Origin of the sequence: Pseudomonas sp. NPDC087626, from assembly GCF_044743405.1 — a bacterium.
Taxonomy (GTDB): domain Bacteria; phylum Pseudomonadota; class Gammaproteobacteria; order Pseudomonadales; family Pseudomonadaceae; genus Aquipseudomonas.
The window spans coordinates 64,580-81,550 of record NZ_JBIUWJ010000018.1; the positions used below are offsets into that span (position 1 = coordinate 64,580).

16 protein-coding genes are annotated in these 16,971 nt (G+C 62.5%); 14 read left to right on the forward strand and 2 right to left on the reverse strand.

Features of this window, described 5'->3' with window-relative positions:
- Positions 1 to 174 precede the first annotated feature (174 nt).
- The 14 genes from flhA (at position 175) to ACIOVD_RS16740 (ending at position 14,373) form a co-directional block, all read left to right on the forward strand.
- Positions 175 to 2,304, forward strand: coding sequence for a flagellar biosynthesis protein FlhA (gene flhA / locus ACIOVD_RS16675; RefSeq protein WP_095169970.1), 2,130 nt, complete (start codon positions 175 to 177; stop codon positions 2,302 to 2,304).
- A gap of 11 nt (positions 2,305 to 2,315) precedes the next feature.
- Positions 2,316 to 3,641 carry a flagellar biosynthesis protein FlhF gene (gene flhF, locus ACIOVD_RS16680; protein WP_401129135.1) on the forward strand — a complete coding sequence of 442 codons (1,326 nt, stop codon included), beginning with the start codon at positions 2,316 to 2,318 and terminating at the stop codon, positions 3,639 to 3,641.
- Between the two features lie 114 nt (positions 3,642 to 3,755).
- Positions 3,756 to 4,586 (forward strand): flagellar synthesis regulator FleN, encoded by an 831-nt coding sequence (fleN, locus tag ACIOVD_RS16685; RefSeq protein ID WP_027621027.1) that lies wholly within the window; start codon positions 3,756 to 3,758, stop codon positions 4,584 to 4,586.
- Positions 4,583 to 5,323 (forward strand): RNA polymerase sigma factor FliA, encoded by a 741-nt coding sequence (fliA, locus tag ACIOVD_RS16690; RefSeq protein ID WP_018925059.1) that lies wholly within the window; start codon positions 4,583 to 4,585, stop codon positions 5,321 to 5,323. The genes fleN and fliA overlap by 4 nt, the downstream gene beginning before the upstream one ends.
- A 165-nt stretch (positions 5,324 to 5,488) precedes the next feature.
- Positions 5,489 to 5,860: a chemotaxis response regulator CheY gene (locus ACIOVD_RS16695; RefSeq protein ID WP_162530195.1), complete on the forward strand. Its 372-nt coding sequence runs from the start codon at positions 5,489 to 5,491 to the stop codon at positions 5,858 to 5,860.
- Between the two features lie 22 nt (positions 5,861 to 5,882).
- Positions 5,883 to 6,671, forward strand: a complete 789-nt coding sequence (locus tag ACIOVD_RS16700; protein ID WP_095169968.1) for a protein phosphatase CheZ — start codon at positions 5,883 to 5,885, stop codon at positions 6,669 to 6,671.
- A gap of 14 nt (positions 6,672 to 6,685) precedes the next feature.
- Positions 6,686 to 8,875 carry a chemotaxis protein CheA gene (locus ACIOVD_RS16705; protein ID WP_401129138.1) on the forward strand — a complete coding sequence of 730 codons (2,190 nt, stop codon included), beginning with the start codon at positions 6,686 to 6,688 and terminating at the stop codon, positions 8,873 to 8,875.
- 51 nt (positions 8,876 to 8,926) lie between these two features.
- Positions 8,927 to 10,093 carry a chemotaxis response regulator protein-glutamate methylesterase gene (locus ACIOVD_RS16710; RefSeq protein ID WP_401129140.1) on the forward strand — a complete coding sequence of 389 codons (1,167 nt, stop codon included), beginning with the start codon at positions 8,927 to 8,929 and terminating at the stop codon, positions 10,091 to 10,093.
- On the forward strand, positions 10,093 to 10,833 hold the full coding sequence (locus ACIOVD_RS16715) for a flagellar motor protein (RefSeq protein WP_095169965.1): 741 nt from the start codon (positions 10,093 to 10,095) through the stop codon (positions 10,831 to 10,833). The genes ACIOVD_RS16710 and ACIOVD_RS16715 overlap by 1 nt, the downstream gene beginning before the upstream one ends.
- A 15-nt stretch (positions 10,834 to 10,848) precedes the next feature.
- Entirely contained in the window at positions 10,849 to 11,742 is an 894-nt protein-coding gene (motD, locus tag ACIOVD_RS16720; protein WP_159994414.1) for a flagellar motor protein MotD, read from the forward strand.
- Positions 11,743 to 11,785: 43 nt separating this feature from the next.
- The gene (locus ACIOVD_RS16725; RefSeq protein WP_095169963.1) at positions 11,786 to 12,574 is read left to right on the forward strand and encodes a ParA family protein; all 789 of its coding nucleotides are present in this window, start codon (positions 11,786 to 11,788) and stop codon (positions 12,572 to 12,574) included.
- A gap of 1 nt (position 12,575) precedes the next feature.
- Entirely contained in the window at positions 12,576 to 13,418 is an 843-nt protein-coding gene (locus ACIOVD_RS16730) for a CheW domain-containing protein (RefSeq protein WP_401129143.1), read from the forward strand.
- Positions 13,419 to 13,494: 76 nt separating this feature from the next.
- Positions 13,495 to 13,980, forward strand: a complete 486-nt coding sequence (locus tag ACIOVD_RS16735; RefSeq protein ID WP_095169961.1) for a chemotaxis protein CheW — start codon at positions 13,495 to 13,497, stop codon at positions 13,978 to 13,980.
- Positions 13,981 to 14,373, forward strand: coding sequence for a DUF2802 domain-containing protein (locus ACIOVD_RS16740; protein ID WP_095169960.1), 393 nt, complete (start codon positions 13,981 to 13,983; stop codon positions 14,371 to 14,373).
- Between the two features lie 518 nt (positions 14,374 to 14,891).
- Here the strand turns inward: ACIOVD_RS16740 and ACIOVD_RS16745 are convergent.
- Both ACIOVD_RS16745 and ACIOVD_RS16750 read right to left on the reverse strand, forming a co-directional pair.
- Positions 14,892 to 15,221: an EscU/YscU/HrcU family type III secretion system export apparatus switch protein gene (locus tag ACIOVD_RS16745; RefSeq protein WP_095169958.1), complete on the reverse strand. Its 330-nt coding sequence runs from the start codon at positions 15,219 to 15,221 to the stop codon at positions 14,892 to 14,894.
- Entirely contained in the window at positions 15,218 to 16,783 is a 1,566-nt protein-coding gene (locus ACIOVD_RS16750; protein ID WP_401129146.1) for a flagellar hook-length control protein FliK, read from the reverse strand. The genes ACIOVD_RS16745 and ACIOVD_RS16750 overlap by 4 nt, the downstream gene beginning before the upstream one ends.
- Positions 16,784 to 16,971: the final 188 nt, after the last annotated feature.

Sequence of the window (16,971 nt, forward strand, 5' to 3'; positions counted from 1 at the left end):
TGTGCCGACGTCATCGCGGGCAAGCCGGCTCCCACAGGGATCTCCTCGCGCCACACAGCCAACCGCCGCACCCTCTGTTCCCAGCCTCGGCAAAAGTTGGAAGGCTTCTTGCAGTAGCCGCCCTGCGCCCGCTTCTGGCGTCAAAAGTTTGCTTCAAAGGAACGGGGAATACCGGTGGATCGCTCTCAATTTATCAACAATGCCCGCAGCAACATGGCAGACCTCAGTCGAGGCAATCTGGGCGTGCCGCTGTTGCTGCTGGTCATGTTGGCAATGATGATGTTGCCGATCCCGCCGTTCCTGCTCGACGTGTTCTTTACCTTCAACATTGCCCTGTCGATCGTGGTGCTGCTGGTCTGTGTGTACGCGTTGCGGCCGCTGGATTTTGCGGTGTTCCCGACCATTCTGCTGGTGGCGACGCTGCTGCGTCTGGCGCTCAACGTGGCGTCGACGCGGGTGGTGATGCTCCACGGCCAGGACGGGCACGCCGCCGCCGGCAAGGTGATCCAGGCCTTTGGCGAGGTGGTGATCGGCGGTAACTACGTGGTTGGTATCGTGGTGTTTGCGATCCTGATGATCATCAACTTCGTGGTGGTGACCAAGGGCGCCGGGCGGATTTCCGAGGTCAGCGCACGTTTCACCCTCGATGCGATGCCCGGTAAGCAGATGGCGATCGACGCCGACCTTAACGCCGGCCTGATCGACCAGGGCCAGGCCAAGACCCGTCGTACCGAAGTCGCCCAGGAAGCCGAGTTCTACGGCTCGATGGACGGTGCCAGCAAGTTTGTGCGCGGCGACGCCATCGCTGGCCTGTTGATCTTGTTTATCAACCTGATCGGCGGCATGGCGGTGGGGATCTTCCAGCACGGCATGACCTTTGGCGATGCCGGCCGGGTATACGCCTTGTTGACCATCGGTGACGGTTTGGTGGCGCAATTGCCATCACTGCTGTTGTCCACCGCTGCGGCGATCATGGTGACCCGTGCCTCGGGCTCCGAAGACATGGGCAAGCAGATCAATCGGCAGATGTTCGCCTCGCCCAAGGCCCTGGCCGTTTCGGCCGGCCTGATGGCGGTGATGGGTATTGTCCCGGGCATGCCACACTTCGCCTTCCTCAGCATGGCGGCCCTCGCCGCGGGCGGCGCCTACCTGTTCTGGAAGAAGCAGAACACCCTCAAGGTCAAGGCCCTGGAAGAGGTCCAGCGCCAGCAGGAGCTGCTGCCTTCGCCGGCGCGGGCCATGGAAACCAAGGAGCTGGGCTGGGACGACGTGACGCCGATCGACATGATTGGCCTGGAAGTCGGCTACCGCCTGATTCCCCTGGTGGATCGCAACCAGGGTGGGCAGTTGCTGGCGCGGATCAAGGGCGTGCGCAAGAAGTTGTCCCAGGACCTGGGCTTCCTGATGCCCACCGTGCACATTCGCGACAACCTCGACCTGGCGCCCAGCGCCTATCGCTTGACCCTGATGGGGGTGATCCTGGCCGAGGCGGAGATTTATCCGGACCGCGAGTTGGCGATCAACCCGGGGCAGGTGTTCGGTACCCTCAACGGGATTACCGCCAAAGATCCGGCCTTTGGCCTGGAGGCGGTGTGGATCGAAGTCAGCCAGCGTTCCCAGGCGCAATCGCTGGGTTACACCGTGGTCGATGCCAGTACGGTGGTGGCAACGCACCTGAACCAGATTCTGTACAAGCACTCCAGTGAGCTGATCGGTCACGAGGAAGTCCAGCAACTCATGCAATTGCTGGCCAAAAGCTCGCCAAAACTGGCTGAGGAGCTGGTGCCAGGTGTGCTGTCGCTGTCGCAATTGCTCAAGGTGCTGCAGGCGCTGCTGGCCGAACAGGTGCCGGTACGCGACATCCGCAGCATCGCCGAGGCGATCGCCAACAATGCCGCCAAGAGTCAAGATACTGCCGCTTTGGTCGCGGCCGTGCGCGTCGGCTTGTCCCGAGCTATCGTGCAAAGCATTGTAGGCACTGAGTCCGAGCTGCCTGTGATCACCTTGGAGCCAAGGTTGGAACAAATATTGCTCAATAGTATTCAAAAGGCCGGGCAGGGCGCCGATGAGGGTGTCTTGCTTGAGCCAAGCATGGCCGAGAAGCTGCAGCGTTCGTTGATCGACGCGGCCCAGCGTCAGGAAATGCAAGGTCACCCGGTGATTCTGCTGGTCGCAAGTCCGGTCCGCGCGATGCTCTCGCGGTTCGGCCGCCTGGCAGTCCCGGGGTTGCATGTGTTGGCCTATCAGGAAATTCCTGACAACAAGCAAGTGACCATCGTTGCGACAGTAGGGCCCAACGGCTGAGGTAGTGGTTTATGCAAGTTAAGCGTTTTTTCGCCGCCGATATGCGTCAGGCCATGAAGCTGGTTCGTGATGAGCTGGGCGCCGATGCCGCAATCATCGGCAACCGCCGCATCGCTGGCGGTGTCGAGCTGATGGCGGCCCTGGATTACAAGCTGTCGGCCCTGGCGCCGCGGGTGCCGAACATTGAGCTCGAGGACGAGCTGCGCAAGACCCAGTCGCGCATTGTCACCGCCCAGGCCGAACTGAGCTTGCGTGGCGAAGGCGAGGCGGGCGAACACGCCAGTCGCCAGCTGTTTGCCGGCCTGCCGCTGACCGCCGCCGAACCCTTGATCGAACCGACCCTGTCCGAACCTCCGCGTCCTGCCCCGGTGCCAGCACCGGCGGCCGCCATCGACCCGCGTGCCTACGATTCGATGCGCTCGGAGCTCAACGGCTTGCGCGAGTTGCTCGAAGTGCAACTCGGCTCCCTGGCCTGGAACCAGCTGCAGGGCCGCCATCCGCAGCAGGCCAACCTCTGGCGTCGGTTGCAACGCATCGGCCTGTCCGGTCCGTTGTCCCGCGACCTGCTGGAGCTGACCACCAGTATTGAAGAACCTCGCCAGGCCTGGCGCATGCTGTTGGCCCACCTGGCGCGGATGATCGTCACCCCCGAGATCGAACCCCTGGAAGAGGGCGGAGTGATTGCCATGGTCGGCCCGGCCGGCATGGGCAAGACCACCACCCTGGCCAAGCTGGCGGCGCGTTATGTGCTCAAGTACGGCGCGCAGAACATCGCCCTGGTGAGCATGGACAGCTACCGCATCGGCGCCCAGGAGCAACTCAAGACCCTGGGGCGGATCCTCAACGTGTCGGTGACACACCTGGATCCGGGTCAGTCCCTGGCCCAGGCCCTGGACCCACTGCTGCGCAAGCGTGTGGTGTTGATCGACACCGCGGGCCTGCAGGCCAGCGACCCGGCCTTGCGCATGCAGCTGGAAAGCCTGGCGGGACGCGGGATCAAATCGAAGAATTATCTGGTCCTGGCCACCACCAGCCAGAAGCAGGTGCTGACGGCCGCCTATCACAGTTATAAACGTTGCGGGCTGGCCGGCTGCATCCTGACTAAACTGGACGAAACGGCAAGTCTGGGCGAGGTCTTGAGCCTGGCGATCAGTCACGAATTACCGGTGGCCTATCTGACCGATGGACCGCGTATCCCGGATGACCTGCATCTGCCGCGCCGCCATCAGTTGGTCAGTCGCGCCGTGAGTGTACAAATGCAGGAAGAACCCAGCGAAGAAGCCATGGCTGATATGTTCGCTGATCTCTACCACAGCCCGACCAAACGGGTCGGCTGAGGTATTAATGACTAGATTTGTATCTACATCGATGGCCTGCCGTGCATTGTTCCCCAGGGAACGCGCAGCCAGTCATGTAGCCCGCGTCTAAGCAAGACAAGGTATAGAAAGCACATGGGCAGCATGCATCCCGTACAGGTGATCGCGGTGACCGGCGGCAAGGGTGGCGTCGGTAAGACTAACGTTTCAGTGAACTTGTCCCTGGCTCTGGCAGAGCTCGGCCGGCGCGTTATGTTGCTGGACGCCGACCTGGGGCTGGCGAACGTCGATGTGTTGCTGGGGCTGACGCCCAAGCGCACCCTGGCCGACGTGATCGAGGGCCGCTGCGAATTGCGCGACGTGCTGCTGCAGGGGCCCGGCGGGATTCGTATCGTGCCGGCCGCCTCCGGTACCCAGAGCATGGTGCACTTGAGCCCGGCCCAGCACGCGGGCCTGATCCAGGCGTTCAGCGATATCGGCGACAACCTCGATGTGCTGGTGATCGACACCGCGGCCGGGATCGGCGAGTCGGTGGTCAGTTTTGTCCGTGCCGCGCAGGAAGTGCTGCTGGTGGTCTGCGACGAGCCGACTTCGATCACCGACGCCTACGCCCTGATCAAGCTGCTCAACCGTGACTACGGCATGAACCGCTTCCGCGTGCTGGCCAACATGGCGCAAAGCCCGCAGGAAGGGCGCAACCTGTTCGCCAAGTTGACCAAGGTCACGGACCGCTTCCTGGATGTCGCCCTACAATACGTCGGTGCGGTGCCCTACGACGAAAGCGTACGCAAGGCAGTGCAGAAGCAGCGCGCGGTGTACGAAGCCTTTCCTCGTTCCAAGTGCGCCCTGGCCTTCCGCGCCATTGCGCAGAAAGTCGATACCTGGCCATTGCCCGCCAATCCGCGTGGGCATCTGGAGTTTTTTGTGGAGCGCCTGGTGCAACAGACTGCGGGTCCGGTGCTATGACAGCCAGCGGTTACAACCTGTACAAGCAATCGGCGCGTGACGCGCAGTACGAGCTGATCGAGCGTTACGCGCCACTGGTAAAACGCATTGCCTATCACTTGCTGGCGCGTCTGCCGGCCAGTGTCCAGGTCGAAGACCTGATCCAGGCCGGGATGATCGGCCTGCTGGAAGTCTCGACCAAGTACGACGCCAGCAAAGGCGCGAGTTTCGAAACCTACGCCGGGATCCGCATCCGCGGGGCAATGCTCGACGAGGTCCGTAAAGGTGACTGGGCGCCACGCTCGGTGCACCGCAATACCCGCATGGTCAGCGACGCGATTCGCTCAATTGAAGCTAAAACCGGACGTGACGCTAAAGATCACGAGGTTGCGGCCGAACTCCAATTGAGTCTCGACGATTATTACGGGATTTTGAATGACACCTTGGGCAGTCGCCTGTTCAGTTTCGACGACCTGTTGCAGGACGGCGAGCATGAAGGGCTGCATGAGGATGGCGCGAGTGCTCATCTCGAGCCGTCGCGTGACCTGGAGGATGAACGCTTCCAGGCTGCGCTGGCGGACGCGATTGCCAATTTGCCGGAGCGTGAGCGACTGGTCTTGGCGCTGTACTACGACGAGGAGCTGAACCTCAAGGAAATCGGTGAGGTCCTGGGGGTCAGCGAATCGCGGGTCAGCCAGTTACACAGCCAGTGCGCAGCCCGTTTGCGGGGGCGTTTGGGAGAGTGGCGAGCGCGCTGACAGCAGTGTGGGGACACTGCGAACGACACCGCTACAGCCTCGCGCTGGCGCGGTCATCATCCGTTGTGCTCCAAACCGTCGTTGAGTGCTCTGCCTGTTGATTGAATGGCGTGCCCAGGTGCTGGGCGCGTTTAAGACTGCTTGGAGGTCGAATTGGACAAGAACATGAAAATCCTCATCGTTGATGACTTCTCAACGATGCGGCGGATCATCAAAAACCTGTTGCGTGACCTCGGGTTCACCAACACGGTCGAGGCAGACGACGGCACTACAGCCATCCCAATGCTCAACAGTGGCAGCATCGATTTTCTAGTCACGGACTGGAACATGCCGGGCATGACCGGTATCGATCTGCTGCGCCACGTGCGCGCCAACGAAAAGCTCAAGCACTTGCCAGTGTTGATGGTGACCGCTGAAGCCAAGCGCGAGCAGATCATCGAAGCGGCCCAGGCCGGCGTCAACGGCTATGTGGTCAAGCCGTTCACCGCCCAGGCGTTGAAAGAAAAGATCGAGAAGATCTTCGAACGCATCGGTTGATGTCTGGCGCCACGGGGGAGCTATGGAACAACGAGAGATTTCACAGGGCGATTTTGAATCGACCCTGAAAAAACACGCGGTCGAATTGGTCGACAGCCTGGAAAAGGGCAAGTTCGGCGAGGCCGTGCAACTGATCCATGAGCTTAACCAGACCCGTGACCGTGGCCTGTACCAGGAAGTGGGCAAGCTCACCCGTGAGCTGCATAGCGCGATCGTCAATTTCCAGATTGACCCGAACATGCCGCAAGCCGAGGAAGTCTCGCAGATCACCGACGCCACCGAGCGCCTGGGGTATGTGGTCAAGCTGACCGAGGCGGCGGCCAATCGCACCATGGACCTGGTGGAGAACAGCACGCCGCTGGTCAATGCCCTGGGGACCGATGCCCAGGCGTTGAGCGCAGACTGGGGGCGTTTCATGCGCCGTGAAGTCGGAGCTGAAGAGTTCCGTGAACTGGCCCGGCGCGTCGATGGTTTCCTGAGCCGCAGCGCCAGCCACAGCCAGGTCGTGGCGGGCAACCTCAACGACATTTTGCTGGCCCAGGATTACCAGGACCTGACCGGCCAGGTGATCAAGCGCGTGACGCAACTGGTCACGGAAGTGGAAAGCAATCTGCTGAAACTGGTGCTGATGGCCAGCCAGGTCGACCGCTTTGCCGGCATCGAACATGACCGTGCAGCGATCCTCGCGGAAAAAAATCCGCAAAAACATCTGGCGCAGGGTGAAGGTCCGCAGATTCATGCCGATAAACGTGATGACGTGATGTCCGGTCAGGACGATGTCGACGATTTGCTTTCCAGCCTTGGATTCTAGGAGCACCCCTACACATGAGCTTCGGCGCCGATGAAGAGATCCTTCAGGATTTTCTGGTTGAGGCCGGCGAGATTCTGGAGCAACTGTCCGAACAACTGGTCGAGCTGGAAAGCCGACCGGATGATGCGGACCTGCTCAATGCAATTTTTCGCGGTTTTCACACTGTAAAAGGGGGCGCCGGCTTCCTCCAGCTCAACGAACTGGTGGAGTGCTGCCACATCGCCGAGAACGTCTTCGACATCCTGCGCAAGGGTGAGCGGCGCGTCGACTCGGAGCTGATGGACGTGGTGCTCGAAGCGTTGGATGCGGTCAACGGCATGTTCAGCGAAGTGCGCGAGCGCGCACCGGTCACTGCTGCCACGGCCGAGCTGCTGGCGGCCCTGGCGCGCCTGGCGGAACCGCAATCGGCCGACGAGGTGGCAGCGCTTGCGCCAGCACCCGCGGCGCCGGTTGTTGCCAGCGACAGCGGCGATATCACCGATAACGAATTTGAACTGCTGCTCGACTCGCTGAATGCGGTCAAGGCGCAAGCCGAGGCACCTGTGATCCAGGCGCCAGCGGCGGCGAACGGCAGTGATGAAATCAGCGATGCCGAGTTCGAGTCGTTGCTCGATCAGTTGCACGGCAAAGGCCAGTTCGCCGTGGACAACCTGGCGACCCCGGTCGAGCCGGTCGCCCCGGTGGTCGCGGCTGAAAGCAGCGACATAACCGACGACGAATTCGAAGCCTTGCTCGACCAGTTGCACGGCAAGGGCAACTTTGCCGTTGAAGCGCTCGAGTCGGCGATTGCCTCGGTGCCGGCCGCCATCGTTGCCGAAGCGGCGGCGGTTGGCGGCGACCTGATCTCCGATCACGAGTTCGAATCGCTGCTCGACGAGCTGCACGGCAAGGGCAAGTTCAGCCACGTCGCCGGCAATGCCGAGACCGTTGCGGCCAGCGCCGCGCCAGTCGCGGCCAAAGCCGTGGCCCCGGTCGCCAAGCCGGCTCCGGCCCGCGCCCAGTCGGCGCCACCAGCGGAAAAACCGGCCAGCGAAGCCGAGACCACCGTACGGGTAGATACCGCGCGCCTGGACGAAATCATGAACATGGTGGGCGAGCTGGTACTGGTGCGTAACCGCCTGGTACGCCTGGGGCTCAACAGCGGCGACGAGGCCATGTCCAAGGCCGTGTCGAACCTCGACGTGGTCACCGCGGACCTGCAGACCGCGGTCATGAAGACCCGCATGCAGCCGATCAAGAAGGTCTTCGGGCGCTTCCCGCGCCTGGTTCGCGACCTGGCCCGCCAGCTCAAGAAAGAGATCAACCTGGAGCTGGTCGGCGAAGAAACCGATCTGGACAAGAACCTCGTCGAGGCCCTGGCCGACCCGCTGGTGCACTTGGTGCGCAACGCGGTCGACCACGGCATCGAATCGCCGCAAGAGCGCGAAGACGCGGGCAAGTCCCGGGGCGGCAAAGTGGTGCTGGCGGCCGAACAGGAGGGTGATCACATCCTGCTGTCGATCTCCGATGACGGCAAAGGCATGGACCCCAACGTCCTGCGCGCCATCGCGGTGAAACGCGGGGTGATGGACAAGGATGCGGCCGAGCGCCTGAGCGACACCGAATGCTACAACCTGATCTTCGCTCCGGGTTTCTCGACCAAGACCGAGATCTCCGATGTGTCCGGGCGTGGCGTGGGCATGGACGTGGTGAAAACCAAGATTTCCCAGCTCAATGGCTCGATCAACATCTACTCGACCAAGGGCCAGGGTTCGAAGATCGTGATCAAGGTGCCGTTGACCCTGGCGATCATGCCGACCCTGATGGTGATGCTGGGCAACCAGGCCTTTGCGTTCCCACTGGTCAACGTCAACGAGATCTTCCACCTCGACCTGTCGCGCACCAACGTGGTCGACGGCCAGGAAGTGGTGATCGTGCGGGACAAGGCCTTGCCGCTGTTTTATCTCAAGCGCTGGCTGGTCGCCTCCGCCGCTCATGAAGAGCAGCGCGAGGGCCATGTGGTGATCCTTTCGGTGGGCACCCAGCGGATCGGCTTTGTCGTCGATCAACTGGTTGGCCAGGAAGAAGTGGTCATCAAGCCATTGGGCAAAATGCTCCAGGGAACGCCGGGCATGTCGGGCGCCACCATTACCGGTGACGGTCGCATCGCGTTGATTCTCGATGTCCCGAGCATGCTCAAGCGTTACGCCACGCGGCGTATTTGATTCTGGTGGAGCGGGGCGCCTGGCGCCCTGTTGCGCCTATATGGAGTGTTTATGGCAGTCAAAGTCCTGGTGGTGGATGATTCCGGTTTTTTCCGCCGCCGCGTCTCGGAAATCCTTTCGGCGGACCCGAATATCCAGGTGGTCGGGACCGCGACCAATGGCAAGGAGGCGATTGATCAGGCGCTGGCCCTCAAGCCCGACGTGATCACCATGGACTACGAGATGCCGATGATGGATGGCATCACGGCGGTGCGGCATATCATGCAGCGCTGCCCGACCCCGGTGTTGATGTTCTCCTCGCTGACTCATGAAGGCGCGCGGGTCACCCTCGATGCGCTGGACGCCGGTGCGGTGGACTTCCTGCCGAAGAATTTCGAAGACATCTCGCGCAACCCGGAGAAGGTCAAGCAACTACTGTGCGAGAAGGTCCACAGTATTTCGCGCAGTAACCGGCGCTTCAGTGCCTATCGGGCGCCGGCACCAGCAGCGGCGCCGACCCCGACCCCGACCCCGACCCCGACCCCGACCCCGACCCCGACCCCGACCCCAGCCCCTGCACCGGTCAGCAATTTTGCCGGTAGCAGCCCGGCACCACGTCCGGCGGTGGCACCTGTGCCAACCCGTGCTGCGCCGTCCTCGCCGGCACCCAAGCGCAAGGCCTACAAGCTGGTCGCCATCGGTACCTCCACGGGTGGCCCGGTCGCCCTGCAGCGCGTGCTGACCCAATTGCCGGCCAACTTCCCGGCGCCCATCGTGCTGGTCCAGCACATGCCGGCGGCCTTTACCAAGGCATTCGCCGAGCGCCTGGACAAGCTGTGCCGGATCAGAGTCAAGGAAGCCGAGGACGGCGACATCCTGCGTCCGGGCCTGGCCTTGCTGGCGCCGGGTGGCAAACAGATGATGATCGACGGCCGTGGCGCGGTGAAAATCCTCCCGGGCGACGAACGTTTGAACTACAAGCCGTGCGTGGATATCACTTTCGGTTCGGCGGCCAAGTCCTACGGCGACAAAGTTCTGGCGGTGGTACTCACCGGCATGGGCGCCGATGGTCGGGAAGGTGCACGCCTGCTCAAGCAGAGCGGCAGTGCCATCTGGGCCCAGGATGAAGCCAGCTGCGTGATCTACGGCATGCCGATGGCCATCGTCAAAGCCAACCTGGCCGATGCCATCTACGACCTCGACGAGATCGGCAAACACCTGGCCGAGGCGTGCCTCTGATGGATGTGCTGAGTCTTATCGGGATCATCATGGCGTTTGTCGCCATTATCGGCGGCAACTACCTGGAAGGCGGCCACCTGGGCGCCCTGGCCAACGGCCCGGCCGCCCTGATCGTGCTCGGCGGAACCATCGGTGCGGCGCTGCTGCAGTCGCCGATGAGCGCCTTCAAACGTGCCATGCAGATTCTGGTATGGATTCTGTTTCCGCCACGGGTCGACCTGGCTGGCGGGATTGATCGGGTGGTCAACTGGAGCCTGACCGCGCGCAAGGAAGGCCTGCTGGGCCTCGAAGGCGTGGCGGATGCGGAGCCCGACAACTATTCGCGCAAGGGCCTGCAATTGCTGGTCGATGGCGCCGAGCCGGAAGCGATCCGCAGCATCCTCGAAGTGGATTTCTACACTCAGGAAAGCCGCGACATCGAAGCCGCCAAGGTCTTTGAAAGCATGGGCGGCTACGCCCCGACCATCGGCATCATCGGCGCGGTGATGGGCCTGATTCACGTCATGGGCAACCTGGCCGATCCGTCGCAACTGGGCAGCGGCATTGCCGTGGCCTTCGTCGCGACGATCTACGGGGTGGCCAGTGCCAACCTGGTGCTGCTGCCCATCGCCAGCAAACTCAAGGCGATTGCCTTGCGTCAGTCGCGGTACCGGGAAATGTTGCTCGAAGGCATCCTGTCGATCGCCGAAGGTGAAAACCCTCGTTCCATCGAACTCAAGCTTCAGGGCTTCATGGACTGATGGGGGGCATGGAGCATGGCACGTCGGCGCTACACTGAAGAACCCGTCAACCATGAACGCTGGCTGGTGTCCTACGCCGACTTCATTACCTTGCTGTTTGCCTTTTTTGTGGTGATGTATTCGATTTCCTCGATCAACGAAGGCAAGTACAAGGTGATCTCCGAGGCGCTGATCGGCGTGTTCACCGACTCCGATCGGGCGCTCAAGCCGATTCCCATCGGCGATGAACGGCCACAGACCGTGACCCCGGCCAAGCCGCTGGTCAAGGACAGCGAGCAGCTCGACGCGGGCATTGCCCAGGCCGCTGACGACCCGCTCAAGCGTATCGCCGATGACATCAGCGCGGCATTCGGCGACCTGCTCAGTGCCAACCAGATGACGATCCGCGGCAACGAGTTGTGGGTCGAGATCGAACTCAACTCCAGCCTGTTGTTCGGCAGCGGCGATGCCATGCCCAGCGATATCGCGTTCAACATCATCGATAAGGTCGCGGCCATCCTCAAGCCGTTCGATAACCCGATTCACGTCGAAGGTTTTACCGACGACCTGCCGATCCGCACCGCGCAGTACCCGACCAACTGGGAGCTGTCCTCGGCCCGCTCGGCGAGTATCGTGCGCATGCTCGCGATGCAGGGCGTCAATCCGCAGCGCCTGGCGTCGGTGGGGTATGGCGAGTTCCAGCCGGTGGCCAATAACGCCACCGCCGAGGGGCGGGCGCGCAACCGGCGGGTGGTGCTGGTGATCTCGCGTAACCTCGATGTGCGACGCAGCCTGACCGGTACGGGTACCGCCCATGCACAACCGGATGCGGCATTGAAGCGGGCTGGCACACAAACTGCACCGACCCAGGTCAAGTCGCCGGGACCGCAGAGTGCCGTCAATTCTCCGTCACCCGGCTTGCCACGTTGAGCTATTTCTCGGTTGCCCCATACGACCGGGAGGAACGAACTGAATGAGAGTCTGGGCAGTTGCCAATCAAAAGGGTGGTGTTGGTAAAACCACTTCCTCCATCGCTTTAGCCGGGTTGCTGGCTGAGGCGGGCAAGCGCGTGGTCGTGGTCGATCTCGACCCCCACGGCTCCATGACCAGTTACTTCGGTTACGACCCGGACAGCCTGGAACACAGCTGTTACGACCTGTTTTTGCATGGCGGCAGCGTGCCGCAAGGCCTGCCCGGGCAGTTGTTATTGCCCACCAGCGACGAACGTATTTCCCTGCTACCGTCGAGCACCGCGCTGGCCACCCTGGAGCGCCAGTCGCCGGGCAAGAGCGGCCTGGGCCTGGTGATTGCCAAGAGCCTGGCGCAGTTGTGGCAGGATTTCGATTACGCCCTGATCGACAGCCCGCCGTTGCTCGGCGTGCTGATGGTCAATGCCTTGGCGGCAAGCCAGCAACTGGTGATCCCGGTGCAGACCGAGCACCTGGCGGTCAAGGGCCTGGAACGCATGGTCAACACCCTGGCGATGATCAATCGCTCGCGCAAGCAGGCGTTGCCGTTCAGCATCGTGCCGACCCTGTTCGACCGTCGCACCCAGGCCTCCCTGAGCACTTTGCGGGTGCTGCGCGATATGTACCCGGATGACATCTGGCAGGGCTATATCCCGGTCGACACAAGGCTGCGCGATGCCAGCCGCGCCGGTCTTACGCCTTCGCAGTTCGACGGCAAGAGCCGTGGCGTGCTGGCCTATCGTTCGTTGCTCAAGCACCTGCTGGCGCAACAACTTGTCGCGCAGGTGGCTTGAGATGAACCGGCCGCTGAAAACCACCTCACGCCCGCAACTGGCGCTGCAATCCTACCTCGACGCCTTGCTGCAGGACGCCACCGAAGAGCAGCCGGTGGAGGTGAGCGAGGTCATCGAAGTGCTCGAGGTGATCGAAACCCAAGGGGCGCTGGACGAGTTCCAGGCGGCGGTGCTGCAAGAGCAGGCGCGCGATGCCCAGCCTCCTGTGGTCGAGTTGCCGCAAGTGAGCTTGGTCGAGGCGGTGGTCCCGGCACCGGCTGCCCCGGTGCTGCCGTTGCTGCATACGCTGGTCGAGCCGGTGGCCGACGTGCACCTGCCGCCGAGCACCACACCACCGCCCGTGGACAGCGATGGTCGGCCGAGCTGGGCCGCCGAGCCGTTCGAATGCCTGTTGTTCGATGTCGCAGGTTTGACCCTGGCGGTGCCGCTGGTGTGCCTGGGTTCGATCTATCCCCTGGCCGGGCATGAGCTGACGCCTTTGTTCGGCCAGCCGGAGTGGTTCCTGGGGATCCTGCCGAGCCAGGCCGGCAACCTCAAGGTGCTGGATACCGCACGCTGGGTGATGCCCGATCGCTACCGCGACGACTTTCGCCAGGGCCTGCAATACGTGATCTCGGTGCAGGGCTACGAGTGGGGGCTGGCGGTGCATCAGGTCAGCCGCTCGTTGCGCCTGAACCCCAACGAAATCAAATGGCGCAGTCATCGCGGGCAACGGCCATGGTTGGCCGGCACCGTGATCGAACACATGTGCGCCTTGCTCGATGTCGCGCAACTGGCCGAGTTGATCGCCAGCGGCGGGGCCAAACACATGGGCACGCGCAAGCCGCTGCACTCACTGACATAACAAGCCACTGGCCGCCCGTCGTGGCGGCCAGGCAGAACACACACCGCCATCGGCGGTTTTTTTAAGGGGTCAGGGTATGAATGATAAGGCGTCGTCAGCAAAGGGTTCCGAAGATCCGATCCTGCAATGGGTAACCTTCAAGCTGGACAATGAAACCTACGGGATCAACGTGATGCGCGTCCAGGAAGTCCTGCGCTACACCGAGATCGCGCCGGTGCCGGGTGCACCCAGCTACGTGCTGGGCATCATCAACCTGCGCGGCAACGTAGTCACCGTGATCGACACCCGCCAGCGCTTCGGCCTGATGAATGCCGAGATCAGCGACAACACCCGGATCGTGATCATCGAGGCCGACAAGCAAGTGGTCGGGATCATGGTCGACAGCGTGGCGGAAGTGGTTTACCTGCGTCAGTCGGAAATCGAGACCGCGCCCAACGTCGGCAACGACGAGTCGGCCAAGTTCATCCAGGGCGTGTGCAACAAGAACAACGAACTGCTGATCCTGGTCGAGCTGGACAAGATGATGAGCGAGGAAGAGTGGTCGGACCTGGAGAGTATCTGATTGATTCTCGAAGCGGCTGTTACTGTCCTGGGGCTGCTGTGGATCGGCAGCCTGGCGATTTTTCTCGCCTATACCCGCAAGCAGCGAGCACTGGCCGTGGTCGCGGCACAAGCCGATGCGCAGCGTGACCAACGGATCAAGGAACTGGCCCGGCGCGTCGATCATTACCAGGACGGTACGGTGCGCATGGGTGAAGAACTGCAAGAGTTGCGCGTGCTGGTCGAGCCGTTGCCGGACAAACTGACCCGGATCGAACAGCGCGACCCGACCAGCCTGTCATTCGCCCAGGCCGCGCGCCTGGTGGGCATGGGCGCCAGCGTCGACGAACTGACCCACTCCTGCGGCTTGACCCAGGCCGAGGCGGAGTTGATGAGCAAGATGCACAAGGGCTGATTGCCAGGCGCTATGCATGTTGCCGGCCCCGGCCCCATCGCGGGCAAGCCCGCTCCCACAGTAATTTGCGGTGCTTGCAGATTCTGCATACCCCCACAGAACCTGTGGGAGCGGGCTTGCCCGCGAAAGGCCTGAGGGCGCTGCTGGGTGTCAGGCTGTATGCGTCATCGTTGACGACTATCGCGGGCAAGCCCGCTCCCACAGTAATTTGCGGTGCTTGCAGATCTTGGATACACCCACAGTAATTTGCGGTGCTTGCAGATCTCGCATACACCGACTGAACCTGTGGGAGCGGGCTTGCCCGCGAAAGGCCTGAGGGCGCTGCTGGGTGTCAGGCTGTATGCGTCATCGTTGACGACCATCGCGGGCAAGCCCGCTCCCACAGTAATTTGCGGTGCGTGCAGATCTCGCATACACCAACTGAACCTGTGGGAGCGGGCTTGCCCGCGATAGCGGCATACCAGGCGCCACCATTGTCGGCTTTGCCAGCCCCCATCCAATCTGTGGGCGCTGACACTTCAATAATCATCCCCGCGATGGGTGATGTCTTTCTCCAGCTGCGTCGTGTCCAGGTCCTGTGTCTGGGCAAACTTGCCCTTCAGGTTCCAGGCAAACGCAATGATCTCGGCAATGGTCCGATACAGCTCTTCGGGGATGCTATCGCCCAATTCCATCCGCGCCAACAACCGCACCAGCTCGGCGTTTTCGTAGATCGGTACCTCATGCTCGCGGGCGATTTTCAGGATGGCTTCGGCCAGGGCGTCGTCGCCTTTGCCGGTGAGCGTGGGGGCGTGCTGGCCGTCGTATTTGAGGGCGATGGCCTGGCGGGGCAGGTTGTGGTGGTTCATGCGGTGTCGTCCACCCAGCGTTGTTCGAGACGGGTTTGTGGGCCTTGGGGGGGAATGCCGAGGTGACAGTCGAGGTCGCCGACGTTCAGGCCGCAGGCATGCAGTTGCGCGCGCAAATGGTCCAGGTGCTGTTCAATCAGGCTGGCGGTGTAGGGGCGTTCGGCCCAAAGTTGGCTGGACAGGCTGCCGCGTACCAGTTGTGCCTGTACCTGCAGTGGTCCCAGGGGCTCAAGGTCGAATGCCAGGTCGACCCGCCACAAGTGTTGGCGGGCTTCGCGTTCGGTGGGTTTTTCCTTGGGATCCCTGGGCGGAGGGTCTTCGCGCTGCACCTTGACCTGCAGTGGCACGATGTCTTGCAGGTTGCGCATGGGGATTTCCAGCTGCCAGGTGGTTTGCAGGCGGCCGTCCTCGGTCATGCCGGTCTGCTCCAGGCTCGACAATTGGTGGCTTTGCAGGCGCGAGATCGCGGCGGCGGCCAGGCGCAGCAGGTGTTCCAGGTCGCCTTCCTCGGTCAGGTTCTGCAGCAGCCGCGAGGGCAGGGGGAAGCCACCCGGTGCGGGTTTGGCGCTGACCTGGCCGAGGGTGCCGAGGGCGTTACGCACGAAGCTTGGCAAAGCCTGGGCCAGGGTGTTGGCGGCCAACGCGGCATTGAAGCTGGGGTTGGCCGGCAGGCCGGGGGCCAGTTGGGCGATCAGACGCAACAGGTTGCCCTTGAGGTCGTCTGCCGACGCGGGATTTTGCCCGGCCAGGAGTCGACTTTCGAGAAACAGCCCGCTGTTGGCCAGCGCTTGCGCCAGCCCCTTGGCGCTGCTCAGGTGCTGGACCTCGGGCAGGCTGGCAAGCAGTTTGTCGACGCTGGCGCGAACCTCAGGAGATTGCTCATCGGCCGGCAGGTTCTGCAACGCCTTGAACACCGCGTCCAGGGAACCCTGGCGACTCTGCTGGGTGTGCAATTGTTGGCTGATCGCCAATTGTTCCTGGCGAGTGCTCAGGGGCACGAAGCTGAGGGTGTGCGCGTCCTGGACTTGCGCGCTGAGCAGGGTGCCGATGCGCAGCGGCTGCGGGCTGTCGATGTTCAGAGTGGTGCCGCTGAGCGCGCTGTTGAGCAGGCTGACCATAGAGCGGTATACCGCCGGTTGCCCCGGTGCCTGCGGCTGTAACTGGGTGGTCAGCACCTTGCCCTGCAACAGCGTGCCCACCGGTAGTTGTGTGGTGTCAATGCGCGACAGGGCCGCGGCGTTGCCGGTCAGGCTGGATTGTGGGCTGATCGCCAGGCTGCCGGCCGAGGGCTGGGTAATGGCCAGGCTGGCACCCAGGGCCAATGGCAGGCTGCTGGTGGCCGATACGGTGGTCTGGCGCCCGCCCGCCAGGGTGATCTTGAGCAGCAGCTGGAACATCTGCTGGTCCTGCTTGAGTGACAGGACTTCGGCCTTGGCGCTCTGCCCGGCACCGATCAGGCCGTCCACCGGGGTCAGCAGCTTGAGCAACTCGCCACTGGCCTGCACGCGCGGCGTGGCAGGTGCCGCGGGGGGCAGGGGAGGAAGGTTGATCTCAGCGGTCATCGGTCACACCCTGTCGAAATTGCCCTCTTGAGAGTAGGACATGACATGTATAATGCCGCCCGTCTCCAAGGACGCGCGGCGCCATCGCGCAGCAAAACCAGCATAAATATTGACCCAGCTCTCTGGAACAGGCCGTCAATGCATCTATGCTGCACCACTTTAACGGCCGATCCACTGCCGACTTGAAC

Excerpts from the sequence above, each read along its gene's own strand:
- ACIOVD_RS16745 (WP_095169958.1), bottom strand. The coding sequence starts at position 15,221 with ATGAACCACCACAACCTGCCCCGCCAGGCCATCGCCCTCAAATACGAC.
- ACIOVD_RS16695 (WP_162530195.1), top strand. The coding sequence starts at position 5,489 with ATGAAAATCCTCATCGTTGATGACTTCTCAACGATGCGGCGGATCATC.
- ACIOVD_RS16730 (WP_401129143.1), top strand. The coding sequence starts at position 12,576 with ATGAACCGGCCGCTGAAAACCACCTCACGCCCGCAACTGGCGCTGCAA.
- ACIOVD_RS16715 (WP_095169965.1), top strand. The coding sequence starts at position 10,093 with ATGGATGTGCTGAGTCTTATCGGGATCATCATGGCGTTTGTCGCCATT.
- flhF (WP_401129135.1), top strand. The coding sequence starts at position 2,316 with ATGCAAGTTAAGCGTTTTTTCGCCGCCGATATGCGTCAGGCCATGAAG.
- ACIOVD_RS16705 (WP_401129138.1), top strand. The coding sequence starts at position 6,686 with ATGAGCTTCGGCGCCGATGAAGAGATCCTTCAGGATTTTCTGGTTGAG.
- ACIOVD_RS16735 (WP_095169961.1), top strand. The coding sequence starts at position 13,495 with ATGAATGATAAGGCGTCGTCAGCAAAGGGTTCCGAAGATCCGATCCTG.
- motD (WP_159994414.1), top strand. The coding sequence starts at position 10,849 with ATGGCACGTCGGCGCTACACTGAAGAACCCGTCAACCATGAACGCTGG.
- ACIOVD_RS16750 (WP_401129146.1), bottom strand. The coding sequence starts at position 16,783 with ATGACCGCTGAGATCAACCTTCCTCCCCTGCCCCCCGCGGCACCTGCC.
- fleN (WP_027621027.1), top strand. The coding sequence starts at position 3,756 with ATGGGCAGCATGCATCCCGTACAGGTGATCGCGGTGACCGGCGGCAAG.
- ACIOVD_RS16725 (WP_095169963.1), top strand. The coding sequence starts at position 11,786 with ATGAGAGTCTGGGCAGTTGCCAATCAAAAGGGTGGTGTTGGTAAAACC.
- ACIOVD_RS16700 (WP_095169968.1), top strand. The coding sequence starts at position 5,883 with ATGGAACAACGAGAGATTTCACAGGGCGATTTTGAATCGACCCTGAAA.
- ACIOVD_RS16710 (WP_401129140.1), top strand. The coding sequence starts at position 8,927 with ATGGCAGTCAAAGTCCTGGTGGTGGATGATTCCGGTTTTTTCCGCCGC.
- fliA (WP_018925059.1), top strand. The coding sequence starts at position 4,583 with ATGACAGCCAGCGGTTACAACCTGTACAAGCAATCGGCGCGTGACGCG.